Below are 23,694 nucleotides of genomic sequence, written 5' to 3' on the forward strand. Positions count from 1 at the left end.
CCTTGTCGGTTTGCCCACTCATGTTCGGCCAGTTCGCGACGCAGAGTGAGGAATTTGTCGCGTGTATCGATGGTGCCGAAAATCTTGCCCCACACCTCCTTTGAAGCCTGCATCTTGCGCGCGATCTTTTGTGTCCATTCGTGGGGGACGTGGCAGCCCGGGCAACTGGCGCGCACGCCATAGCAGACATTCCTGCTTTCAAATCGAGCGTTGATTAACACGCTGAGTCAGTTCTTCCGCTGACTCCTTGCGTTCGGAGTAGCGGTCAACCAGATCCGGGCGCTCGCGCAGCAGCAACGTGAACTTCACCAGTTCTTCCATGACGTCTACCACCCGGTCATAGAGCGAGGACGGTTTCATGCGGTTCCCTTCGTCAAACTCCAGAAAAGCCTTCGGCACGGAAGATTGATTAGGGATCGTGAACATCCGCATCCAGCGTCCCAGCACGCGGAGCTGATTCACCACGTTAAAGGATTGGGAACCACCGCTGACCTGCATGACGGCGAGCGTTTTCCCTTGGGTCGGGCGAACGGCGCCCAGGGTCAGCGGCACCCAGTCAATCTGGGCCTTGAATACGGCAGACATGGAGCCATGGCGCTCGGGTGAACACCAGACCTGTCCTTCAGACCATTGCATCAATTCAAGTAATTCCTGAACTTTCGGGTGATCGCTGGGTGCGTCATCCGGTAGCGGTAGTCCCGATGGATTGAAGATCCGCGTCTGTGCACCGAAGTGTTCGAGCAGACGGGCTGCTTCTTCGACCAGCAGCCGACTGAATGACCGTGCGCGGGTCGACCCGTACAGCAACAGGATTCGTGGTTTGTGTCGACCGTCGTCACTGGCAATGGGCTGAATCAATGACGCGTCGAGATTAGGCAGTGGATTGGTCATGGGGGCTCCCGTTACAGCGTGCTGATGCGGTTGAGTTCGCGCTTCAGAGCATCGCGATCAAGTTGGGCGAAGGGCAGGGCGAGGAACGCCCGGCAGCGTGTTTCGATGCGCGCAAGAGTCGAGTGGAATGCAGCGGCGACGACCGTCTCATCACCCTTCACCTCTGATGGATCTTCCAGTCCCCAGTGGGCCTTAAGGGCCGGTCCAAAGTAGACCGGGCACGCCTCACCGGCGGCCTTGTCGCAGACGGTGATGACAATGTCCGGCGGGTTGGCCTCGAAGGCGTCGTTACCTTTGCTGCTTAACCCGTCGATCGCAATCCCGGCCTCTTGCAACGTGGTCAGGCTGCGCGGCAGAACCTGTCCTTTGGGGAAGCTGCCGGCGCTGATCGCCTGGAAACCTTGCGGTGCGAGATGATTGAACATCGCTTCGGATAAAATGCTGCGACAGCTATTGGCGGTACACATGAACAGAACGCGCATGGCGACTCCTCTTTCCAGACAGGCAGGTGCTAAACGCCCAGGCGCAAGGCCAGGGCAGATAAGGTGATGAACAGAATCATGAGCAGTCTCGACGGGGTGATGGGTCAGCAGCAGGCGGCAGTGTTGATAGGGCGGTCGCCCATCGCTTTGAGTCGAGTGTTGTTTTCCTTAAGCCAGTCGGCGTTGGCTTCCAGTGTGGTCTCAAGAATGGTGCGAACCCACTTTGGCAGTTCGGGGTTGAGCCGGTAATACACCCACTGACCCTGACGGCGGTCTAGAAGCAAGCCACATGCCCGGAGCTGCGCGAGGTGGCGGGAGATTTTCGGCTGACTGTCGTCCAGGGCGCAGACCAGTTCGCAAACGCATAACTCTCCCTCACGGGTGATCAGCAAGGTGGCCCGCGTGCGAGTTTCGTCGGACAGGCATTTGAATACGGCGGCAGGGTTCAGCATGGGGGCGTCTTCAATACATGTGGTTATCCGAATATACGGTTATCCATATGTATCGAGCAAGCCAAAATCAGATCAACGTCAGTAAGACGACCTGTCGGATTAATTTTTGCACTCCGCCAACACCACTTTGCAGGTATCGGGCGTGCCACCGGATCGGCCGGCATAGCGTATGCAATTATCCAGGGATTTTTTGCGAGCCATGTTCAAGGTGGAGCCCCAAGCCAGGCCGCCCTCGCCGGCAGTGGGTAGCGCTTTTGCATAGCAGCTGTCGCCTATGCTTGAGGCCGAATAGCGAGCTGTCGAAGCTTTGCCTGCACATCCCGCTGCCAGCGCCAGGTTGATGGCGAGCAGGGAGGGCAGGATCCATGACGAGCATTGGCGTGCTGTTTTTCCGGTCATCGCATTTCCCCTGTATCAAGAGGCTAGAGGCGTGTCTGCTCCGACTGCTGGTTGGATCTGGAGAGATCATAACGCTGACGTTATCAGAAAACGGGCCTCAATAATCTGAGGCATGTCGTCATGTATCCATGACGATTATTTGAATGTAGTGATTATCGATTTTACGATGGCGGCACACACCATCTGCACTGGCACGAGGCTCCCAATGCACATCGCCATCCTGACTTTCGAAGGTTTCAACGAACTCGACTCGCTGATCGCGCTCGGCATCCTCAACCGGGTCCAGCGGCCCGGCTGGCGGGTATCTATCGCCAGCCCCACGGACAAGGTGCTGTCGATGAACGGTGTGTTGATCGAGGCACAGACTTCGCTAGAGGACGCATGCGGTGCGGACGCTGTTCTGGTGGGTAGCGGGAGAAAGACCCGTGACGTCGTCGCAGACGCCGAGCTGATGTCTCGTCTGAAATTCGACCCGACGCGCCAGCTGCTGGGCGCTCAGTGCTCGGGCACACTCATCCTCGCCAAGCTGGGTCTGCTGGACGACGTTCCGGCCTGCACGGACTTGACCACCAAACCGTGGGTCGAGGAGGCCGGCGTGGCGGTGCTCAATCAGCCGTTCGTGGCCAAGGGGAACGTCGCGACAGCCGGTGGGTGTCTGTCGTCGCAGTATCTGGCTGCCTGGTTCATCGCCCGTCTGGAAGGCGTCGAGGCTGCACGCAGTGCGATTCATTATGTGGCACCGGTGGGAGAGAAGGAGGTCTATGTGACGCGAGCGATGGCGAACATTTCGTCGTTCCTTTAAAACTCACCGGGACCGTTTGTTGCGGGAGCTGCCAGCCCAGAATTCTCCCGCGACAACACCGCTTACTGGACGCCATAACCGCGCCTATGGCATCGTCGAAAAAATACGCCATGTAGTAAACAGGATAAAAACAATGGAGGAGGGTGATGAGGTCGGCGCCAAGGCGTCGATGGCCACGCTGACAGCGTTCAATCGTTGCGTGTTGCACCTGGGTCGGCTTGCTCGAGATCGGGGCGCCTCCCAATTCATCGCCGACGGCTTGCAGGCCTTCCGCCAACTGGTGCCCTTCGCCTCGGCATGGTGGGGCGAGATGTCGACGTCAGACGCCAGCACACCCCCTCAAAGCTGGATGCACGGGCGGATCAATCTGCCTGAGTCGTTTGCCGTCGAATGGCACAAAGTGGCGGTCAGCGACCGATTTTCCCAAGAGACCTTAAGTCAACCCGGGGAAGTGGTGCGCGACAGTGGGTTCACCGACCCCTGTGAGGAGGTGAACGACTTCGCCCGGCGACACGACCTCTACCACCTGATGTGCATCACGTTCGAGCTCCCTGAAAGCGGCTTGATGTTCTTCGTCTGTCTCTACCGTGGCCTTCATGCACCGGCTTTCAATGACAGTGAGGCCGGGTTGTTTTCGGCGTTCTGCGACCATCTGCTGCAGCTGTGGCGGTTCCAGGTGCAAGACATGATTCGCTGCGACACGGGCAACGGGGCGAGTGACTTCGGGGTCGCCCGGATGGATGGCAGTCTGCTGTATGTGGGCGCAAGTCTGTGCGCCGCGATTCAGCACGAGTTGCCCGGGTGGAGCGGTTCAATGCTTCCCGCGGAGGTCATCGCGCAACTGCAAAAAGCGCCGTGCGTGATGCGTCTCGGTCGTTGTGCGCTGACGCTGAGTCCTAACGCCGAGCATGTGATTCTGTCGCTCGAATCACAGTCGCGCGGGGCGGTGCTGGCGCCACGCGAGCGCACGGCTGCGATGCTGTTCGCCGCCGGCCATTCCTACAAGGAAATTGCCAAAATCCTTGCACTGAGTCCGGCCACGGTACGCACCTATCTGCGCAACTGCTACTTGCAGCTCGGCGTGAAGAGCAAAGTGGAGCTGGGTTCAGCACTGCGTTCGCAGACTTCGCTTGCGGAAACTGCACGTCGTAATTAAGCGCAGCGCCTTAAGCCATAACGCATACCTTGTAGCTGCCTTGTGGCGAGGGGATTTATCCCCGTTCGGCTGCGAAGCAGTCGTGAATTCAGACGACGCGGCGCATCAGATAGACCGTGCGTTCAGGTTTTACGACTGCTTCGCAGCCGAACGGGGATAAATCCCCTCGCCACAAGGCAGCTGCTACAAAGTATGCGTTGCTGCTTAGCTGACCGGTATTTGCCTTACCCCTCCTCATTTGTGGAGGTCCATCCGACCGCCGCGCTCTATAGGGTATGCCCTGCATATCAGGGGCTTGCGACCGTCCGTTCGGGCCACTTCCAAAACTATAAAAACAGAGGTGAGGCAGTTGAAATTTTCCAGGCTATTTATCGCCGTTGCCGCGACAACGGCATTTTCCTGTGTGGCGCTGGTGGGGTGTCAGACACACGCTTCGACAGGCGCCGACATGGTCATGCGCAACGGCTATGTCTACACCGTCGACGGCAAGAATTCCGTGCAGCAGGCGATCGCCGTCACGGGCGGGAAGATCGTTTATGTCGGCAGTGATGCAGGGGTTTCCTCTTACATCGGCACGCAGACACAGCTGATCGATCTGGCGGGTCGCATGGTGATGCCGGGCTTCGTTGATGCGCACATGCATCCGGGGGATGGCGGCCGCGCCATGACCTTGTGCGACCTGAAATACCAGACGATGACCCGCAAGGTTTTCCAGGAAACCATTCAGGCGTGCCTGGATGCCGACAAGGACAAAGGCCCCGATGTCTGGCTCGAAGTGGGCAGCTGGGACCGCATTGGCATGACCGGACTCGACGGTGACCCCGACAAGTCGACACTGGACGCGCTCAAGACCAATCGTCCGATTCAAGTCCGTTCCACCGACTTCCATACGGTGCTGACCAACTCGCGCGGCCTGGCGGTGGCCGGCATCAACAAGCAAACGGCCAATCCCGGTGATGGCAAGTACATGCGCGATAGCGCCGGCAACCCGAACGGCATCTGCGAAGACGGAGCCGCCGAGGCCATGGCCGCCGTGGTGCCGCCCGCCACCGACGCCGAGAAACTCAATCAGACCCGCGCGGCGCTCGACGCCATGCGCCAGCAAGGCATCACCAGTTTCTTCGATGCCTTGTCGGGGCCGGAAAATGGCAAAGCGTTTACCACCCTGCAGCAGTCGGGTGAGCTGACGGCCCGGGCCTTGTTGGCGATCAAACTCGACCCTGCGGCCGCCACGGCAGACCCGGCGAAGACCATCGCCGAAGCCAAGGCGCTGGCTGATACCTACGATCAGGGCGAAGCAAAAGTAGCGCCGGGCGTGAGCATGCGCCACGTCAAATTGTTCATGGACGGCATCATCAACGCGCCGGCCGATACGGGTGCAATGTTGACGCCGTACCTGCGCAATGCCGGCACCGATACGGCGCCGAAGTGGACACCCGGTAAGAACACAGGTGAGCTTTACTTCCCGCCGCAAGTGCTCAACCCGCTGCTGCTGAAGGCCGTTCAGGCCGGCCTCGATCCGCACCTTCACGCCACCGGAGACCGCGCGGTGCGTGACTCACTGAACGGCATCGAATACGTGCGCCAGCAACTGCCTGGCAATGGCTTCCGCCCAGCCATTACTCACAACGAGTCGGTGGACCCTGCCGACTATGCGCGCTTCAAAGCGCTCGACGTGACCGCCAACATGTCCTTCCAGTGGGCCCAGCAGGCACCCTCTACGGTCGACGGTACCAACGAGCATCTGGGGGCGGCGCGATTTGCCCGCATGGAGCCCTCCGGCAGCATCGCCCGTGCCGGCGGCCGTGTAGCGTATGGCAGCGACTGGCCCGTCGACCCGCTCGACGAGTTCCTGGCGCTGAAGATCGGTGTTACCCGCTCAGGTGATCCGCTGAACCCGCACAGCTACGGCCCCAAGTATGCGGGCAGGCTGAATGCCGACCCGGCGCTGTCGCGCACTGAAGTGCTGCGCACCATCACCATGAACGCTGCCGAGCAGCTGAAACTGGACGCTGTCGTCGGTTCGGTCGAGGTCGGCAAGTTCGCGGACCTGATCGTTCTGGACAAGAACTTCATGCAGGTTCCCGAGGAGGAGTTGGCTCGAAATAACGTGCTGCTGACGGTAGTGGGCGGCCAGGTCGTGTGGGCCAAGGCGCCGTTCGTTGGCCTTGATCCGAAGGCGTTGTCCCAGGCATCAGCCGCCCGCCCAGTCCAATAAAAACAAGAGAGTGTTCCGATGCAGCGATTTATTCCAAACCTGTTGGCCGCAGCCCTGGCTTTTTCTTCGGTGCAAGCCATGGCCGCCGCTGACCTTGTGTTGTTCAACGGCAAGGTATTCACCGCCGAACCCGGTCAGGGACTGGTCCAGGCAGTGGCCGTGCAAGACGGCAAGATCCTCAAAGTGGGCAGTAATGCTGAGATCAACGCCTTGGCCGACACCCGCACGCAACGGATCGATCTGGCGGGCAAGGTGCTGATGCCAGGAATGATTGATACCCACAGTCACCCGGTGGTTGCGGCCTTCGACAGCATGGGGGCCAACCTGCTGGATGAAGTCAAGCCGTTGCCGGAGCTTGAACAGTGGATTATCGAACAGGATCAGGCGGGCATTGCGCGGGCCGGTGACGTGATCAGCATCGCCGGGGTCAGTTCGGCGTATTGGGACAAGAGCCGTGAGCTGGGGCAGCGCTTCAATCAGGGACGTTGGGTGGATCAACCGGTGGTCCTCAGCGGGATCGACGGGCACACCGGCTGGGCCAACAACGCCATGCTCAAGCGCCTGAAAATCGACGCGACACTGGTAAAAGGCCTGTCGGAACAGGATCGCAGCTATGTGGGGCACGACACGGATTTCACCCCCAATGGTTATTTTGCCGAGTCTCGCTGGGACCAGGTACGCAGCCAGATCCCCGCGCCCAGCGACGAGATCATGTTGAAAGCCGCCCGCGAGGCGGTGAAGGTCAACAATCAATACGGCGTCACCGCCTGGATGGACGCGGCGGCGAATGCCGGCAGTGGCGATTCGTTGTTCGATTTCAAGGCAACCGAGCAGAGTTACGGCGTGCTGCCGCTTTACCGCGAACTGGCAGAGAAGGGCGAGCTCAATGCCCACGTCGCCGCGCTGCTGTTGGCCAACCCGAAAAGCCGACCGGCCGACCTGGAAGTGCTGGCCAAGGTGATGAAGAAATTCGAGGGTGTACCCAACCTGAGTTTTCCTGGCATCAAGGTATTCGCTGACGGCGTTCTCGAGTTTCCGGGGCAGACCGCCGCGGTCATCGTTCCCTTCAAGAACAGCCAAAAAAACGGTCAACTGCTGATCGACCCCGCGCACTTTGGTGAGTTGGTCGTGGCAGCGGAGAAGCGCGACTGGATTGTGCACATGCATGCGGTCGGCGACCGTGCGGTGCGTGAATCACTCAATGGTTTTGCCTACGCGCGCAAACTCAACCCGACACCGGTGGCTCATAGCATCAGCCACCTGCAACTGGTCAACCCAAAAGAGTTTCCGCGCTTCAAGCAACTTGGCGTGATCGCTTCCATGCAATTGCTGTGGGCCACCGGCGAGAGTTACACCGTCGAGCTCGTCAAACCCTATATCAGCGCGTTTGCTTACGGTTATCAGTATCCCGCCAAGTCCCTGCATAACGCCGGTGCGGTCATCGCCGGTGGCAGTGACTGGCCGGTGTCCAGCCCCAATCCATGGAACGCCATCGCTCAGGCCAGCACGCGCAAAGGGCCGCTGGGCGTGTTGAATGCCAAGGAAAGCATCGATCGCCAGACCATGTTCTACGCCTACACGCTCAATGCCGCCAAGGCCCTGCGCCTGGAGCAGCAGATTGGTTCGCTGACACCCGGCAAACAGGCCGATCTGATCATCCTCGACCGCGATGTCTTCAAGGTCAGCGATGACGAACTGTTCGACACCAAGGTCCTGAAGACCTTCTTCGCCGGCAAAGAGGTGTACGCACCCGCGTCCTGACCCTCCGTTCACCCGCACCACGCAAAAGACGCCTGGCTCCTCGTACGACGAGGGGCTCGGCATCGCCATGGCTGAAATAACCCGCACCTCCATAAAAATAAGAGACTTGTATGAACGCACGCTCAGTATTGACCCTTGCCACTCTTGTATTGGCACCCCTGACCACCCAGGCACTGACACTCAACGATGACTTTAACCTAGACATGACCCTGGGAGTCTTCAGCGACTACCGAACCCGTGGCATTTCGCAAACCCTGGGGGATCCGGCGGCTCAGGCCGGCGCCACGCTGGTGCACAGCAGCGGCCTGTACGTGGGCGCCTGGACCTCGAATGTCGATTTCGGCGGCGAGTTCAAGACGCGGCAGGAACTCGAGTATTACGCGGGCTACTACTGGCAGGCGACCGAGGCCATCAGCCTCGATCTGGGGTACATCAAGTACGACTATCCAAAAGAGGGCCAATTCAACCTGAGTGAGGTCTACGCCGTCCTTGACGTTTATGGCGTGAAGCTCGGCGCTTACTACTCAAAAGATACGCCGAACTTCTTTGGCGAGGACCAGGACACCCTTTACACCTACCTCAGCTACAAAATCGAATTGCCGGCCGAGATCGGCCTGGACCTACGCGTGGGTCGCAACGATGTCAAAGACCCGGCTTTCTGGTCCGCCAGCGGCGAAAGCCGTGATGCCTACAGCGAGTGGGAAGCCAAGTTGACCCGTGACTTCGTGGGCGTGACCTGGGGCCTTAGCTACATTGATACCGACCTGTCGAAAAGCGAATGCACGAGCTGGTACGGCTATGGTGATTTGTGCACCGCCACTGTGGTTGCCAGTGCCAGCAAGGCGTTCTAAGCGTTCGAGCCCACACCATAAAAACAAGCGCCTCAAAGGAAAACACCGTAATGACCAAGGTCAGCGATAGTCAGCAGCGAAGTCCCCTGATCGAGACACGTTCGATCGATTACATCCCCGAGGCCGAGCGTCATGGCAGCCTCTACAGCCAGTTCACCCTGTGGCTCGGCGCCAACCTGCAGATCACGGCGATCGTCACCGGCGCCCTGGCCGTGGTGCTGGGCGGCGATGTGTTCTGGTCGCTCATCGGCTTGCTGATCGGCCAGGTACTCGGCGGTGCAGTGGTTGCCCTGCACGCGGCGCAAGGGCCGAAGCTTGGGTTGCCGCAGATGATCTCCAGTCGTGTGCAGTTCGGGGTCTATGGGGCGGCCATCCCGATTGTCCTGGTGTGCCTGATGTACCTCGGTTTCAGCGCCACCGGCGCAGTGCTGTCGGGGCAGGCGATTGCTCAGTTGATCCATGTCAGCGACAGCGCCGGCATTCTGATTTTTGCCTCCTGTATCGCGTTTCTGACGATCTTCGGTTACCGGGTCATCCACCTGGTCGGCCGGGTGGCCAGCGTGTTGGGCATCATCGCCTTCGTCTATCTGTTCACCCGGTTGATGACCCTCAACGATATCGGCCTGTTGCTGGAAAACCGTCACTTCGGCTGGAGTACTTTCCTGCTGGCGGTGTCGTTATCCGCGTCCTGGCAGATCGCCTTTGGCCCTTACGTGGCTGATTACTCACGCTACCTGCCGAGCAAGACCTCGTCGTGGAAGACGTTTGCTGCCGTCGGGCTTGGCACGGTGCTGGGCGCCCAGGCGTCCATGGTGCTGGGGGTGTTCGCCGCGGCATTGGCCGGTGCGAACTTCCGCGGTCACGAGGTGGCGACCATCGTCGGGTTGGGCAGCACCGGTGTGATGGCGTCCCTGCTGTACCTGAGCGTGGTGTTCGGCAAGGTCACAGTGTCCACGCTCAACGCTTATGGCAGCTTCATGTGCGTGGCCACCATCATCAGTGGTTTCCGCAGTCGTCTGGAGATTTCCGCCCGCCAGCGGATGGTGTTTGTGTTGGTGATTGTCGCGGCATCCACCACGCTCGCGCTGCTGGGGCAGTACTCGTTTCTCAACACCTTCAAGTACTTCATCCTGTTTTTGCTGACCTTCTTCACACCGTGGAGCGCGATCAATCTGGTGGATTACTACTTCATCAACAAAGAACGCTATGACATCCCGGCGTTGTCCGACCCGGCGGGCCGTTATGGTCGCTGGAACATGCGCGGGATCAGCGTGTATGTCGTGGGTGTATTGATCCAGTTGCCCTTCGTCGATACGCACTTCTACTCCGGGCCGATGGTCGCGCAGCTCGGCGGTGTCGATATCTCCTGGATCGTTGGTCTGGTGGTGCCGGGGATTCTTTATTACGGGCTGGCCAGGACATCAATGCCGGCGGTGGCCCCTGCGCGGAACTGAAAGGCCTTAAGGATTGGGTGAATCCCAAAAGATCGCAGCCTGCGGCAGCTCCTACAAGGGACGGCGTACACCTGTAAGAGCTGCCGCAGGCTGCGATCTTTTGATCTACATTTCCCTTTTCCCGCTCATCAAATCAATCCGCAAGGAGACGATCAACATGGACATCCAGGCTCTGCGCGCCGACGCATCCCACCTCGATAAAATCGCCAGCCTCTTCGACGCCTATCGAGGCTTCTACGGCCAGCCGTCGAACCTGTCGCAGTCTCGCGAGTTCATCGCCGAGCGCATTGCCCGGGACGAATCCGCGATCTTCTTCGCCCAGGCCCCCAGCGGCGAGGCGCTGGGATTCGTCCAGTTGTTCCCGACGTTCTCCTCCATCGACGCGCACCGCACCTGGCTGTTAGGCGACCTCTTCACAACACCCGCCGCCCGAGGGCAAGGGGTAGGCACGTTGCTGATGAACACCGCGCGAGCCTTTGCATTGTTGACCGGTGCCAAAGGCATGGTGCTGGAAACGGCCACGGACAATGTCGGCGCGCAACGGTTGTATGAATCGCTGGGTTATGTGCGCGATACGGGTTACTACACCTACTGCCTCGATTTGAAACAAGGCTGAGCCAACCGCTGCCGGTTACATCAACTCGTGCAGGAATGCAGCTTGGGCCTTGGGGCAGGTGAGGATGCGGTAACGCGTGCTCCGGGAAACACCACGGTCTCGAAAGCGCTCATACACCGCCTGGAAAACCTCACGGTTCAATTCTGGGTGCTGATGCTTCAGGTAGCGTTCACAGCACGCGTTGTAGTGTTCAACCGATATGAACGTGTTGAACCAGAAGCGATAGAAATAACCTAGCAGAAAACCCAGGCTGAAGTCGTGATCCAGCACTGAGTGCGCGCAGCATTCGAAATCGATCAGGCGCAGCCTGCCATCGGGGCCAATCAGGATGTTCTTGGGGTGCGGGTCCATGTGCACAAACCCCTCGACCAGCGTCTGCCCAAACAGTTGGAAAATGTCCAACAGCAGGGTTTGCGCCTGTTCGGGTTGGGCGATCAGCCGTTCATCGACACTGCAATGGTTGTCGAAAAAACTGACCAGCAAATACTCTTCCTTGAGAAACGGAAAACGTCCGACATGGCCGAATGCAGCCACTCTGGGCGATGACTCCGACTTGGCGGACACAACGGACAGATTGATGAATTCGTTGGTCAGGTCATGCAACCCGAACACACGCTTGAGGCCCAGGAAGTTCTGCAGCTGCTTTTTCCAGTGGGTCAGGCGGTTGTGTTTCAACACCCATTTGCGCTCACCTTCGAGCAGGAACACGCTGCGGGTTTCCTCGGGAATATCCAGCAAGGCATGTTGATCCGGCTTGGCAAAAAAACGCTGAAGCACCGTCACCAGTTCGTTCTGATCAGATGGATCTAAATGGAAGGTGACGCCAGCAATCTTTTGCTGATACAGAGGGGAAGTAAGGTGTCTGAGGTGACGCATGTAAAGTCCCTGCTAAATGCTTTGCGGTCCATAAAACGCCGACAAGCGAGCGCGACGCTTTGTCGTTATCGGCAGGACGCTGCATACCCTTACTCACAGAGTTGATTTTTTACCGCTGGGTTGGCTGTACGTACGTTGCATCGGTGCTTTCCGAGACGCCAAAGGTTGACTTGCCGTAGTCCAACAGGACGGCACCGCGTGGGTGGTTGAAGCGGTATTTACCGGCGACTTTGGCCTGCATCTGGCCCAGCGAGTTGTCGGTGCCGGCCAGCGGCGTGGCCTTGGAGCGGGTCCAGCCGGGGCTAACTTCGACCTGCAGCAAGTCGCCCAGGTCTTTGGGCTGGGTGAATGTGGCCATGGGCTGTTCTGGCTGGCGGGCGGTTTCGGCGAGGCTGTCGATGGCCCACGATGGGGCGACCTGGTCGGCGGTGTCTTTGTTGAATTGGCCGATGAGCCATTCGCGGAAGCGGCGCCAGAGGTCGGCGCTGAGGTAGTGGCCGTGGTCGCTGAATTCGATGATGCCTTGCTCGTCGTCGGCGAGTTCTATGGGGCGTAGGCCTTTCACCGATGGTGGTTGCGCGCCGAGAAATCCGACGTGGCGTAGGTAGTAGACGCCGGGCACGGGGTTGTTGGCGGCGTCTGGGTGGTAGAAGGAGGCGGAGATTTTTTTGTAGCTGCCTTTGGCGACTTGTTCGGCGAAGGTGGCGTCGACTTGTTGGGGTTCGGCGATCAGGCCTTGGGCGGTGGCGGATAGGGATTTGACCCAGCCGGCGGCCGGGGCGCCGTGCTGGGGATGGCCGATGACCATGGGGGCTTCGTGGAGCGATGGGTTGTAGGCTGCGACGGTGGCGGTTAGGTCGGATTCGGTGAAGTTGAAGCTGGTGCCACACATGGCGGTGTGGGTGCCGGGTTTGAAGATGTGGAGGGGTTTCATGGTTGAGCGCTGCACTGGAGGAATGTGCAGAGCGTGGGCTTGAAAGTGGCTTGGGGTTTTTAATCGGGTTTAAAGGGTTTGGGTGGGAGTGCCAGGCGAGATTCGCGGTGGGTGTGATGGTTTTGATGAGCGAGATGAGATGGGAAGTGATGACGAGGGGAGCCAGTGCTGCGCTATGCGGCTGGCTGGCTTTATAAATCATTTACGTCGTGTTGTTCGCTCAACCGTGAGCCGACACGCAGTGTACCGTTGCTTGTGCCTTCTAAGGCGACTGTGTAAAGCCTTCGGGTCTGGTCTTGGTCTGAGCTATAGCTAACGGGGAGAGCCATTGGTTTCAGTGGTGGAAACTGGGCGATTACTGCTGGTTACAATGGACGGCTGTTGACCCGAAGCGGGCCGTGATGGAGGGCACGAGTCGGCCAAAAGCAGTCGGTAGACAGGCTAGTGGCAAATTAGTAGCGTCTCGTTGCTGCGCTGAATCTTTACCGCGGTCGAACTCGCCGTCATCCATGTAGCTTTTCTCTTTGGGCTATGTCGCGTTTGCTGCGACTTCCTCCCAGCTAAGCCTAGGTTTACGGGACGACAAGGAACGTATACGACATAACTGTCGTGTCTCAATGCGACAGTAATGTCGCCCAATAGTAGTTAGGCGTCATTATGAAGAGCTTTCTTCTCGCTGCAGCGAAACTCGCCACAGGCCTCTTTTTTGCAGGTTTGGCTCTCGCGATTACGATCGCGCTTTTCTCTTGGGCAACCAATAGCTACAAGAGTAGCCAGGCCAAGCAGTACGAGACCATTAAGGAGTGGTCAGCAGACCTCAGCACGAATCTCGGTTTACAACTTCAGGCTAAGACAAAGGTAGTGTCCGGGAAGCTCTTGTTATCCGTAGATGTCGTCGGATATCCGGCCTACCTATCGGACCCTCGCCTGGCTGAACGAAACCAGAAAGCACAACTCATCATCTACTTCGTCGACCAGGATGGCTTCAGAGTCTTCAGCAAACCAATCGAGCTTTCCGAATTTAGTAGCATCGTAGGCGCGAAGGGCGAGAAAATTGGCCGCTCAAACGCCTATCAAGACACGGAGAGTTACGACAAACAGGCTCCGGGTCTTATTCTGCAGGCAATCGATCCGTGCTCTTTTTCCACGATGGAACACTACTGAATTGCCAATAAAGAGCTTCTAGCGCTGGCCCAGCGATGGGCAACTATCGGCCAAAAGCAGACCATGGACACGCAGCTAATACGTCAGTAATGTGCAAAAAAATATGCCGCTTTCCCCCTTATTGATGTCGCGTTTACAGACTCGATTTTTTGATTGCTCAAGGGATTACGCATGAACATGGAATGTTATGAGGCATCGCATGTCGCACAATTAATTGTTATGCAAAAAGCCGTGCGGCACCTCAAAGTTGAATGATCGGAGCAACAAAGTGGAAATCAAGATTGATATATTGGATTCTCCAACAGAAAAGGATCAAGGAGTTCTGAATAATAGGTTTTCAGAATATCTTCGAATTCAATATCCAAATCTACCGCCAGAATCGGAAGATAAAATATTTATGGTGGTTGCACACGATGAAGTAGGCGACTACATCGGTGCAATAAGCTGTAATTGTTACTGGGATGGCTTAGAAATTGATACCTTTTGGGTTAAGGAATCTCATCGTGGTAGAAAAGTCGGTTCTATGCTATTGGAAAAAGCAGAAACGATTGGCGCCAACAATGGAGCAGTAGTTGCATTCTTAAAAACCGTTGATGCTAAACAGTTCTATGAGCAGCATGGGTATGAGATTTATGGTGTTCTTGAGGATCGACCAATAGGGACTAACCTGTATCATTTAAAGAAACGGCTAGTAAAACAGGCATAACAACTGGTTCAAACCGTTCGCTTCGCTCACTGGGACGGGCTAAAGCCCGCCCCTTAACCAAATGCTGGTCAGCGCCCGCATTGGGTCGGTTGCTGCCCTTCGCCAAAGGCAGATAACGGCCAAAAGCGGACGGTCAGCCCCTTTTTTTAGAGCGTGGTTAAATTTCCAGCCAGAAACGAATATCAGCGACCAGCTGCTTACAACTACTGGCACTTTTCGGGAGGCGCACTTGGTATCGCAATGCCATTATGCGCAAGAAGTTGCGCACTTACTCGGTAAAAACAGCTACCGGCTTCGCTCAACTCGTCGAGCAGATCGGCTTCAGCCTTCTGAATGATGGCGCATGGCCTTGATGCGCAAGAAGTTGCGCACTTATTTTGCGAAAACGCCCTCCAATATCGCTAAGCGCCAAGCCCGCCGTGGCACTCCAGCCGAGTGCGCAAGAAGTTGCGCAGTACTGCGCAACTTCTTGCGCACTTTGTGGGGTGTCTTCCCTTGAAAATCACTCAAGCGATTGAAAAACCTCGGCCATCCCCCCGGTTTGATTGGTCCTCAACTTTTCTGGCGCGCACCTTGATAAGTGTTAGGCACCCACCGGGCGATTTCGCCTCCCGGGCACCCTCATTTATTTAGCAAGGAGCACATCCATGGCTACACCAGCGTACATGTCCGTCACTGGCGAAAAACAAGGTCTGATCACTGCCGGCGCGTTCACCGCCGACTCGGTTGGCAACACCTACCAAGAAGGTCACGAAGACCAGGTCATGGTTCAGGCTTTCAACCACGACGTAATCATCCCGCGTGACCCGCAATCTGGCCAACCAACCGGTCAGCGCGTACACAAACCAGTCGTGATCACCAAGGTCTACGACAAGTCTTCGCCACTGCTGCAAGCTGCCCTGACCTCCGGCGAGCGCATGAGCGAAATCGTTATCCAGTGGTTCCGCACTTCGGCTCAAGGTACCCAAGAGCACTACTACACCACCAAACTGGAAGACGCGATCATCGTCGCCATCAACAACAAAATGCACAACTGCCAGGATCCGTCGAACTCCCACTTCACCCACCTGGAAGAAGTGCAGTTCACCTACCGTAAAATCACCTGGACCCACGAAGTATCCGGTACTTCGGGTTCCGATGACTGGCGTCAGCCAGTCGCTTAATCGCGGCTGACCGCTTCACGCATCGGCCAGCTCTGCTGGTCGATGTTGTTTACGCCTTTCCAGAATTTGCGTCTGCTGATCCTTTGATCGGGTATTGGTTTACGCCGCAGCACTGCAAGAGGAACAAGGGATGTTCGCGCCGGCCAATCAGACTCACTTTGCCCTGACTATCGAAGGTCTGGATAACGATCTCCAGGTGCTTGCCCTGCAAGGTCGGGAAGCCATCAGCCAGCCTTTTGTGTTTGAGGTGGATCTGGTCAGTGAACAGCCGTCCCTGGACCTCGAAACGCTCCTGCACAAACCGGCCTTTTTGCAGCTCTCGCCTGACGGCAGCGGCATTCATGGCCAGATCTATCGCGCTGCCCAGGGTGATTCCGGCAAACGCCTGACCCGCTACGCGGTGACCCTGCGCCCGCAGCTGTCCTACCTGGCGCACCGCATCAACCAGCGCATCTTCCAGAACCTCAGCGTGCCGAAAATCGTCGGCATGGTCCTCGAAGAGCATGGCATCCAGAGCAACGCCTACGAATTCAAAGTCGGGGCGATTTATCCCGAGCGCATCTACTGCGTTCAATACGATGAATCGGACCTGCAGTTCATCCAGCGCCTGTGCGAGGAAGAAGGTATTCACTACCACTTCCAGCACAGCGCCACGGCCCACAAGCTGGTGTTCGGCGATGACCAGACGGTGTTCCCGAAACTCACGCCCGTGGCCTATCAGCAAGATTCCGGTATGGTCGCCAACGACCCGGTGATCAAGCGCTTCGACCTGCGCCTGGAAACCCGCACCAGCCGCACCACCCGCCGCGACTACGATTTCGAAAAACCGCGCCTGACGTTGGAAAGCGAAAACCGTGGCGACGCCCTACCTGACCTCGAAGACTACGACTACCCAGGTCGTTTCATCGACCGCGAGCGCGGCAAGCACCTGGCCAAACGCGCCCTCGAACGTCACCGCAGCGACTTCCAGTTGGCCGAAGGTCGAAGCGATCAGCCGATCCTGGTCAGCGGCCACTTCCTGGCCCTCACCCAGCACCCGAAGGCCAAGTGGAACGACCTGTGGCTGCTGACTGAAATCCTCCACGAAGGCAAACAGCCGCAAGTGCTGGAAGAGTCGGTCACCAGTAACACCACAACGTTGAAGGACGACTTTCATCAAGGCTATCGCAATCGTTTCCAGGCCACCCCGTGGGACGTACCAAACCGCCCGCCGCTGAATCACCCCAAGCCACGTATCCTCGGCAGCCAAAGCGCCGTCGTCACCGGGCCCAAAGGTGAAGAGATTCACTGTGACCAATATGGCCGCGTCAAAGTGCAATTTCACTGGGACCGCGAAGGTCAGGCCGACGACAAGACCAGCTGCTGGCTGCGCGTCTCCTCCGCCTGGGCCGGCGCTCACTACGGCGGCATCGCCATCCCGCGCATCGGCATGGAAGTGCTGGTGTCATTCCTTGAAGGCGACCCCGACCAACCGCTGATCAGCGGCTGCCTGTACCACAAGGAAAACGTCGTCCCGTACGACCTGCCGGCGAACAAAACCCGCAGCACCTTCAAGACCCTGAGCTCCCCCGGTGGCGGCGGTTACAACGAACTGCGCATCGAAGACAAAAAGGGCCAGGAACAAATCTTCCTGCACGCCCAGCGCGACTGGGACGAAAACGTCGAACACGACCAGAAAATCCGCGTCGGCAACGAACGCCACGACACCGTCGAGCAAAACAGCTACAGCGAATTCAAAGCCGAAGAACACCACACCGTCTACGCCGACCGCAAAGTCGAAACCCGCGCCAACGACCACCTCACCGTCGGCGTCAACCAGCACATCAAGGTCGGCACCGGCCAATTCATTGAAGCCGGCCAGGAAATCCACCTGAGCAGCGGCATGAAAGTCGTGCTCGAAGCTGGCAGCGAACTGACCCTCAAGGGCGGCGGCAGCTTCATCAAGATCGACGGCAGCGGCGTGACGTTGAGCGGGCCGGTGATCAACATGAACTCTGGCGGCAGTCCCGGCAACGGCACTGGCGCAGCACCGTTGATGCCCGGCGTGCTGAAACAGGCCGACGCCGACACGGCCGGCCAGGTCCTGACCCCGGCGCAGATCAATACGTTGAAGCGTAATGCGCCGTTCTGTGAAGAGTGCGAAAAATGCAAGGCAGGTGCTTGTGCGATCTGATCTTTTGACTCCGCAGGCTTGGTTGGCTGAGCGGCCGTTGCAGACGGGTGAACGGTTGTACTTGATCGTCAGCGCCGCCAGCGATGCCGAGCCGCTCAAGGCCTACTACCAGCAAGACATAGCTCCAGAACTGACTCCCATCTGGAACGGCACGCCTTACGCCGATTGGCAGCCCGTGATGCCCTACCTAGCCGAACTGAAACCCAACGCTGGTTTTCTTCAGTGGATCGCCGAAACCGATGCTCAGGATTGGGGTTGGCTGGCGGTGTCCACCAGCCCCCCGAACGTTGTGTTTGAACACCTTCGCAGTTTGACTCAGGTATTTATGCCCGATGGGACCGAAGTGTTTTTCCGGTTCTGGGATGGACGACACATCTTCCCGATTCTCGAAGGACTCGGTGCCGGGGCTGGTAAGGTTGTGCCGGTGTTCGACCGCTACCTGATCAATGGCCAGACGCTGGACGTGGGACCGAGGGGCGTGCCACCGGCCAAAGCCTGGCCGTGGTGGGAAGTGCCGCAGAAGTTAGTCGACACACTGGCAGAGAAAGACCACACCACCGTCGTCGACAACTTGATGCAGTGGTTGGGAGAGGATTGCCCGGAACTGTTCTTCGCCTTCCCCGAAAGTAATCTGCGCCACAAAGTCGAGCGCTTCGTGCGCCAACAATCCAATACAGAAGATATGGCAGAGCGTCTGGCTGCTGAGCTGACAAAGGAAGTCACGTCATGATTGATCCCATCGGCAATTTGGTTATTCGAGTTCTCGACGCCAAGACCCCTGACGTGAATGTCATTCTCAAGGACTTCAATAATTGCCTGACCGAATACAAGACCTGGGCCGACGGTTTCTGGACTGGCTGGGCAATGGACGTAGATCAGAAGTTCAAGGTGGGCAACGAAGTCAGCGTTACTGAGCGCAAGACCAAGACAGGGCCGGTTGAAACTTATGCCACCTGCCCGTTGATGGGTGATTTCACCCTCATCCATATGTTTGAGAGCGCTCGGTACGTGCCCATCGGCAATACACCGGTTAAGCTAGAACCGGTCAAAAAAGCGATGTTCGGATACGACGTCGTCGGTCCAGTGATTCCTGCGACTATCGGCCCGAGCGGCATTGAAGTCATCAAAGGCTGCAAACCGGGGCAGATGTACCGGATTACCTTTTTCCCTAACGTTTCTGAAAGCAACGTCAAAGCACTGTATGCGTCATATCAAGGTGTTATCGGCAATCTTGACGGCTGGTTGAAAAGCGAGTGGTCGAGTAAGTTCCAGCCACAGTGGGCGAGCTACTCAGCGACAGACCGGGCGGGTCGCTCGCTCATACTGATGCAGTCTGCACTTGATAGTCTTGAGAAAGCCCTTCTAGGTGTCTGGGATGACATCAAGAGCCTGTTCGAGCTCTTAGCCGACCCTCTGAAAAACGTGAAAAAACTTCTTCAGTACCTGAGTGAAGAAGAAGTCAAAAAACTCTACTCAGCGTCGAAAGAAGCCATTGCCACCGGACTGCTGATTCTCAGCGACGAACCGCTGATGTTCATCTACCTCTCGGCCATTATCGCGTGGGTTGGCATGCTGTCGCCGCAAGTTTGCGTGGAAGTGATTACGGCCATCGGCGCTTCCTTTCTGATCAACGTGGTGCTGGGTATCTGTCTATCTGGCGGCCTAGGGCTGGCAATTCGTGTTGGCACAAAAACCTTGGCCAAGGTCAAATCTGGCACAGCGGTAAAAATGCTAGAGGAGCTCGCGGAAACACTCTTGGCCGCGAGTAAGGGGCACGCCTTGAAGGCTCACGGCGAAACCGTGAAACCACTGTTGGCCAGTGCGCAAGGCGTACCGATGGATGTCGCGAAAAAGGCCGCGTTGAAAATCGAACAAGCCACCGCAGCCACTGCCAAAGGTCCGGTGCCGATCACCAGCGACACGCCTTCCTTGCTGGAAAAAAACGCCTCCGCATTTGCTCGAAAAAAAGCAGAAAAACAATTCGTACTGGAGCCGAAGGAAAAGGTCAGCGATGCTCCGGCCCAGTCAAAAACACCCGACGAAAAAAGCTCAACCTGCGCCAAGAAAACCTGTACTAACAATTGCCCGGTTTCCATGGTTACCGGTGAAGAGCTACTAACGCTGACTGATGGTCAGCTTGATGGGCTGCTACCTTTCGAGTGGACTCGCCTTTACCGCACCAGCGCTGCGGAAATTGATTGCGGCCTCGGCTACGGTTGGAGCCACGCACTTGCCCAGCGGGTGGACGTCAAAGATGAAGAGGTGGTCTGGACCGACCACGAAAACCGTATCACCACGTTCCCGTTACCGAGTGTGCAGCGTCCAGCGATCACCAATAGCCTGTCGGAAGCAGCGATTTTCCTTGGTGATGATCCCTCTGAACTGATCCTCACCCAGGCCGGAGAACGTGCCCAGTTCTACCACTTCCGCTACAACAGCAAGAGCGCCACGCTGATCGCCATCAGCAACAACTACGGCAATCGCCTGCACATCACCCGTGACATTCACGGTCGAATCAAACGCGTCGATAACGGCGCCGGTCGCGCCCTTCTCGTGCGATACGACCGCAAGCACATCGTCGCCATCGACTACCAGCAGTTCATCCCAGCGGACAATCTGGAAGACGCCTGGAGCACCATCCAGACCCTGGTCACCTACAGTTACGACACCCAGCACCGCCTGATCGAAGCCAAAAACGCCGCCGGTGAAGCCGAGCGTTATGCCTACAATGACCAGAACGTCATTCTTGAGCGGCAACTTGCCGGCGGCGCCAGTTTCTACTGGGAATGGGAAAAAGAAGGTAAATCGGCGCGATGCATCCATCACTGGGCTAGCTTCTCGCAGATGGACGCGCATTACGCCTGGGATGACAAAGGCAGCGTCACGGTTACCAATGCTGACGGCAGCGAAGAGGTCTACACCCACGACGATAAGGCTCGACTGGTCGCCAAGGTTGATCCGGACGGTGCGGAGCACCTCAAGGCCTACGACGACAAAGGCCGCCTGATCGCCGAAAAAGATCCACTCGGCGCCGTCACCGAATACCAATACAACGAAGCAGGTCGACTGATCGCGGTCATTCCACCCGAAGACACCCCGACCTCTTATGAGTATTACCACGGCTACGTCCGTGTGCTGAATCGTGGCCCGGCGAAGTGGATATATTGGCGCAACGACCAAGGCGACATCACCGAACAAATCGACCCGGACGGCAATTCAACCCACTACAACTATGACCGCCAGGGCCGTCTTCTAGAAATCCGCCACCCCGACGGCAGTCGTCATCAACTGGGCTGGAACAATCTCGGTCAACTGCTCGAAGAACAGTTGCCCGATGGTGGCCAACGCAAGTACCGCTACGACGCGTTGGGCCGGCAGATCACCCGTCAGGACGAAAGCGGCGCGATCACCCAATACCAATGGGATGCTGCCAACCGGCTCGCGCAAATCACCCTGCCCGGTGGCGCTACGCGCGCGTTCACTTACAACCCATACGGCCGCGTCACCGCCGAACGCGATGAGCTGGGCCGAGTCACCCGCTACGAGTATGCCGATAACCTGCACTTGGTCAGCCGCCGCATCAACCCGGATGGCAGCCAACTGCGCTATCGCTACGACAACGCACGTCTGCTGCTCAGCGAGATTGAAAACGAACGTGGCGAGCACTACCACCTCGATTACTACCCGAATGGACTCATCCAGCAGGAAACCGGCTTCGACGGTCGTCGTACCGCGTACGAATACGATCTTAACGGTCAATTGCTCAAGAAAACCGAGTTCGGCGACGACGGTAACGAACTGATTACCGAGTACCAGCGCGATGCCGCTGGCCGCCTGCTGGTGAAAACCCTGGCCGATGGCGAGGAAATTCACTACAGCTACGACGCCCTTGGTCGCCTCGTAAACGTAGACGACGGCAACTGGCCGCTCGCTTACGAATACGACCTGCAAGACCGCCTGATCACCGAGCACCAGGGTTGGGGAACCCTGCGTTACGAGTACGACACCGTAGGCCAACTGAGCCACTGTCGCCTCCCGGACGGCAGCAAGCTTGATTATCGCCATCAACGAGGCGGTCACCTGACCAGCATCGACCTCAACGGTTCACGGCTGACCACTCACCAGTTCAGCGCAGGTCGCGAACAGCAGCGTCAACAGGGTTTGTTGCTCAGCCAATACCAATACGACGAACAAGGCCGACTGCAAGCTCACAGCGTCAGCCAGCAGGATCGCAACCTCTTCCAGCGTCGCTACGCTTACGATGCCAGCGGTAACCTCGCCGGCATCACTGACAGCCGCAAAGGCAATCGTAGCTATCACTACGACCCGCTCGACCGTTTGATCAACGTTCGAGGCGCCACCCCGGAAAGTTTCGCCCATGACCCGGCAGGCAACCTGCTCGGCCAAGGTGATCAGCAGGCTGCAAGCCTGGCCAACGTCAAAGGTAACCGCCTGCTGATGCAGGGTGATCGACATTACGACTACGACGCCTATGGCAATTTGAGCCGTGAGCGCCGCGGCACCGGGCAAAAGCTCGTCACCGAATACCGCTACGACTGCCAACACCGCCTCATCGGTGTCAGCCTCCCCAGCGGCAGCATCGCAAGCTACAAGTACGACGCCTTCGGCCGCCGTATCGCCAAAACCGTCGACGGCCAAACCACAGAGTTCCTGTGGCAAGGCGATCGCCTCATCGCCGAAAGCGCCAATAACCGCTATCGCAGCTACATCTACGAGCCGGGCTCCTTCCGGCCCTTGGCGATGCTCGATGGCGAAGGCCCGCTCAAAGCTGAGCCGTTCTACTATCAACTCGACCACCTCGGCACCCCACAGGAACTCACCGACTATAGCGGCGAGATCATGTGGTCGGCGAAGTACCGCGCCTACGGCAACCTCGCCACTCTCGACGTTGCGGAAATCGACAACCCGCTGCGCTTCCAGGGTCAGTACTTCGATGCGGAAACGGGCTTACATTACAACCGGCATCGCTACTACAATCCGGGCACTGGGCGGTTTTTGACACCGGATCCGATCAAGCTGGCTGGGGGGTTGAACAACTATCAATACGTGCCTAACCCTACGGGGTGGGTGGATCCGTTGGGGCTGGATAATTGTCCGGGAGCGGACGGGTGCAAGCCAGAAATTGGGGTTGAAAACTCAACAGCGAAAGCGGCTGTCGACGAGGGTAAACCTGAGGTTCCTGAAGCCGGTAGGAAAGCTCATCAATTTAATTCTTTCCATGACTACAAAGTGCCTGAAAACCTGTACTTGAAGAGTGATAAGGTACAGTTCAACAGGGCTAACAAAGACTTGATAAACAAACTGAATGACGACCCAGCGTTTCGAAAGAATATGTATCGCCGAAACCCCGAGCTCAAAACTTGGGTCGACGATCCAAAGCGAAACATGGGCTCTAGCCCCACAGGTTACACTTGGCACCACAACGAAAAACCCGGACTGTTGCAGCTTGTCCATAGAGCGGACCATGCAGGCGAACACTCTGTATACCACCCGACTGGAAAAGGTGGACGAGATATATGGGGTGGAGGCAGAGAAGGGCGAGAAGGTAAAATCAAAACAGAATAATTGGAGTATT

19 protein-coding genes and 1 pseudogene are annotated in these 23,694 nt (G+C 57.6%); 13 read left to right on the forward strand and 7 right to left on the reverse strand.

Annotation, left to right across the window (positions count from 1 at the left end):
* Nucleotides 1-11: 11 nt before the first annotated feature.
* The 5 genes and pseudogenes from ACA059_RS11370 to ACA059_RS11390 all read right to left on the reverse strand — a co-directional run.
* A pseudogene (locus ACA059_RS11370) lies at nucleotides 12-179 on the reverse strand (NapC/NirT family cytochrome c); the annotation flags it as partial.
* Between the two features lie 19 nt (nucleotides 180-198).
* Nucleotides 199-891 (reverse strand): arsenical resistance protein ArsH, encoded by a 693-nt coding sequence (gene arsH / locus ACA059_RS11375; RefSeq protein ID WP_497633845.1) that lies wholly within the window; start codon nucleotides 889-891, stop codon nucleotides 199-201.
* 11 nt (nucleotides 892-902) lie between these two features.
* On the reverse strand, nucleotides 903-1,373 hold the full coding sequence (locus ACA059_RS11380) for an arsenate reductase ArsC (protein WP_497633846.1): 471 nt from the start codon (nucleotides 1,371-1,373) through the stop codon (nucleotides 903-905).
* Between the two features lie 104 nt (nucleotides 1,374-1,477).
* The gene (locus tag ACA059_RS11385; protein WP_497633847.1) at nucleotides 1,478-1,825 is read right to left on the reverse strand and encodes a metalloregulator ArsR/SmtB family transcription factor; all 348 of its coding nucleotides are present in this window, start codon (nucleotides 1,823-1,825) and stop codon (nucleotides 1,478-1,480) included.
* A 99-nt stretch (nucleotides 1,826-1,924) separates the two neighbouring features.
* Nucleotides 1,925-2,224 (reverse strand): hypothetical protein, encoded by a 300-nt coding sequence (locus tag ACA059_RS11390; protein WP_497633848.1) that lies wholly within the window; start codon nucleotides 2,222-2,224, stop codon nucleotides 1,925-1,927.
* 205 nt (nucleotides 2,225-2,429) lie between these two features.
* Between ACA059_RS11390 and ACA059_RS11395 the strand changes: the two genes are divergently transcribed.
* From ACA059_RS11395 to ACA059_RS11425, 7 genes are all read left to right on the forward strand, one after another.
* On the forward strand, nucleotides 2,430-3,026 hold the full coding sequence (locus ACA059_RS11395) for a DJ-1/PfpI family protein (RefSeq protein WP_497633849.1): 597 nt from the start codon (nucleotides 2,430-2,432) through the stop codon (nucleotides 3,024-3,026).
* 133 nt (nucleotides 3,027-3,159) lie between these two features.
* Nucleotides 3,160-4,182: a helix-turn-helix transcriptional regulator gene (locus ACA059_RS11400; protein WP_497633850.1), complete on the forward strand. Its 1,023-nt coding sequence runs from the start codon at nucleotides 3,160-3,162 to the stop codon at nucleotides 4,180-4,182.
* Nucleotides 4,183-4,531: 349 nt separating this feature from the next.
* Nucleotides 4,532-6,400: an amidohydrolase gene (locus ACA059_RS11405; RefSeq protein WP_497633851.1), complete on the forward strand. Its 1,869-nt coding sequence runs from the start codon at nucleotides 4,532-4,534 to the stop codon at nucleotides 6,398-6,400.
* 18 nt (nucleotides 6,401-6,418) lie between these two features.
* The gene (locus tag ACA059_RS11410; protein WP_497633852.1) at nucleotides 6,419-8,161 is read left to right on the forward strand and encodes an amidohydrolase; all 1,743 of its coding nucleotides are present in this window, start codon (nucleotides 6,419-6,421) and stop codon (nucleotides 8,159-8,161) included.
* A gap of 110 nt (nucleotides 8,162-8,271) precedes the next feature.
* Entirely contained in the window at nucleotides 8,272-9,012 is a 741-nt protein-coding gene (locus ACA059_RS11415) for a TorF family putative porin (RefSeq protein ID WP_497633853.1), read from the forward strand.
* A gap of 50 nt (nucleotides 9,013-9,062) precedes the next feature.
* Nucleotides 9,063-10,466: a purine-cytosine permease family protein gene (locus ACA059_RS11420; RefSeq protein ID WP_008154744.1), complete on the forward strand. Its 1,404-nt coding sequence runs from the start codon at nucleotides 9,063-9,065 to the stop codon at nucleotides 10,464-10,466.
* A 157-nt stretch (nucleotides 10,467-10,623) separates the two neighbouring features.
* Nucleotides 10,624-11,082 carry a GNAT family N-acetyltransferase gene (locus ACA059_RS11425; RefSeq protein ID WP_497633854.1) on the forward strand — a complete coding sequence of 153 codons (459 nt, stop codon included), beginning with the start codon at nucleotides 10,624-10,626 and terminating at the stop codon, nucleotides 11,080-11,082.
* Between the two features lie 15 nt (nucleotides 11,083-11,097).
* On the opposite strand, the gene ACA059_RS11430 is transcribed toward ACA059_RS11425, so the two are convergent.
* A complete protein-coding gene (locus ACA059_RS11430) occupies nucleotides 11,098-11,958 on the reverse strand; it encodes a phosphotransferase (protein ID WP_497633855.1) in 861 nt (286 codons plus the stop codon).
* A 109-nt stretch (nucleotides 11,959-12,067) separates the two neighbouring features.
* The gene (locus ACA059_RS11435) at nucleotides 12,068-12,892 is read right to left on the reverse strand and encodes a phage protease (protein WP_497633856.1); all 825 of its coding nucleotides are present in this window, start codon (nucleotides 12,890-12,892) and stop codon (nucleotides 12,068-12,070) included.
* Between the two features lie 657 nt (nucleotides 12,893-13,549).
* Here ACA059_RS11435 and ACA059_RS11440 point away from each other — a divergent pair.
* The 6 genes from ACA059_RS11440 (at nucleotide 13,550) to ACA059_RS11465 (ending at nucleotide 23,684) form a co-directional block, all read left to right on the forward strand.
* A complete protein-coding gene (locus ACA059_RS11440; RefSeq protein WP_497633857.1) occupies nucleotides 13,550-14,056 on the forward strand; it encodes a hypothetical protein in 507 nt (168 codons plus the stop codon).
* A gap of 268 nt (nucleotides 14,057-14,324) precedes the next feature.
* On the forward strand, nucleotides 14,325-14,762 hold the full coding sequence (locus ACA059_RS11445; RefSeq protein WP_497633858.1) for a GNAT family N-acetyltransferase: 438 nt from the start codon (nucleotides 14,325-14,327) through the stop codon (nucleotides 14,760-14,762).
* 647 nt (nucleotides 14,763-15,409) lie between these two features.
* Nucleotides 15,410-15,925 (forward strand): Hcp family type VI secretion system effector, encoded by a 516-nt coding sequence (locus ACA059_RS11450; RefSeq protein WP_017338154.1) that lies wholly within the window; start codon nucleotides 15,410-15,412, stop codon nucleotides 15,923-15,925.
* Between the two features lie 130 nt (nucleotides 15,926-16,055).
* Nucleotides 16,056-18,098, forward strand: coding sequence for a type VI secretion system Vgr family protein (locus ACA059_RS11455; protein WP_497633859.1), 2,043 nt, complete (start codon nucleotides 16,056-16,058; stop codon nucleotides 18,096-18,098).
* Nucleotides 18,088-18,828, forward strand: a complete 741-nt coding sequence (locus ACA059_RS11460; RefSeq protein ID WP_497633860.1) for a DUF4123 domain-containing protein — start codon at nucleotides 18,088-18,090, stop codon at nucleotides 18,826-18,828. The genes ACA059_RS11455 and ACA059_RS11460 overlap by 11 nt, the downstream gene beginning before the upstream one ends.
* Nucleotides 18,825-23,684, forward strand: coding sequence for an RHS repeat-associated core domain-containing protein (locus ACA059_RS11465; RefSeq protein WP_497633861.1), 4,860 nt, complete (start codon nucleotides 18,825-18,827; stop codon nucleotides 23,682-23,684). The genes ACA059_RS11460 and ACA059_RS11465 overlap by 4 nt, the downstream gene beginning before the upstream one ends.
* Nucleotides 23,685-23,694 lie beyond the last annotated feature (10 nt).

This window comes from Pseudomonas sp. LBUM1647 (assembly GCF_059716175.1).

Bases quoted from the DNA above. Each gene is read 5' to 3' on its own strand.
- arsH (WP_497633845.1), bottom strand. From the start codon at position 891: ATGACCAATCCACTGCCTAATCTCGACGCGTCATTGATTCAGCCCATT.
- ACA059_RS11380 (WP_497633846.1), bottom strand. From the start codon at position 1,373: ATGCGCGTTCTGTTCATGTGTACCGCCAATAGCTGTCGCAGCATTTTA.
- ACA059_RS11385 (WP_497633847.1), bottom strand. From the start codon at position 1,825: ATGCTGAACCCTGCCGCCGTATTCAAATGCCTGTCCGACGAAACTCGC.
- ACA059_RS11390 (WP_497633848.1), bottom strand. From the start codon at position 2,224: ATGACCGGAAAAACAGCACGCCAATGCTCGTCATGGATCCTGCCCTCC.
- ACA059_RS11395 (WP_497633849.1), top strand. From the start codon at position 2,430: ATGCACATCGCCATCCTGACTTTCGAAGGTTTCAACGAACTCGACTCG.
- ACA059_RS11400 (WP_497633850.1), top strand. From the start codon at position 3,160: ATGGAGGAGGGTGATGAGGTCGGCGCCAAGGCGTCGATGGCCACGCTG.
- ACA059_RS11410 (WP_497633852.1), top strand. From the start codon at position 6,419: ATGCAGCGATTTATTCCAAACCTGTTGGCCGCAGCCCTGGCTTTTTCT.
- ACA059_RS11415 (WP_497633853.1), top strand. From the start codon at position 8,272: ATGAACGCACGCTCAGTATTGACCCTTGCCACTCTTGTATTGGCACCC.
- ACA059_RS11420 (WP_008154744.1), top strand. From the start codon at position 9,063: ATGACCAAGGTCAGCGATAGTCAGCAGCGAAGTCCCCTGATCGAGACA.
- ACA059_RS11425 (WP_497633854.1), top strand. From the start codon at position 10,624: ATGGACATCCAGGCTCTGCGCGCCGACGCATCCCACCTCGATAAAATC.
- ACA059_RS11430 (WP_497633855.1), bottom strand. From the start codon at position 11,958: ATGCGTCACCTCAGACACCTTACTTCCCCTCTGTATCAGCAAAAGATT.
- ACA059_RS11435 (WP_497633856.1), bottom strand. From the start codon at position 12,892: ATGAAACCCCTCCACATCTTCAAACCCGGCACCCACACCGCCATGTGT.
- ACA059_RS11440 (WP_497633857.1), top strand. From the start codon at position 13,550: ATGAAGAGCTTTCTTCTCGCTGCAGCGAAACTCGCCACAGGCCTCTTT.
- ACA059_RS11450 (WP_017338154.1), top strand. From the start codon at position 15,410: ATGGCTACACCAGCGTACATGTCCGTCACTGGCGAAAAACAAGGTCTG.
- ACA059_RS11455 (WP_497633859.1), top strand. From the start codon at position 16,056: ATGTTCGCGCCGGCCAATCAGACTCACTTTGCCCTGACTATCGAAGGT.
- ACA059_RS11465 (WP_497633861.1), top strand. From the start codon at position 18,825: ATGATTGATCCCATCGGCAATTTGGTTATTCGAGTTCTCGACGCCAAG.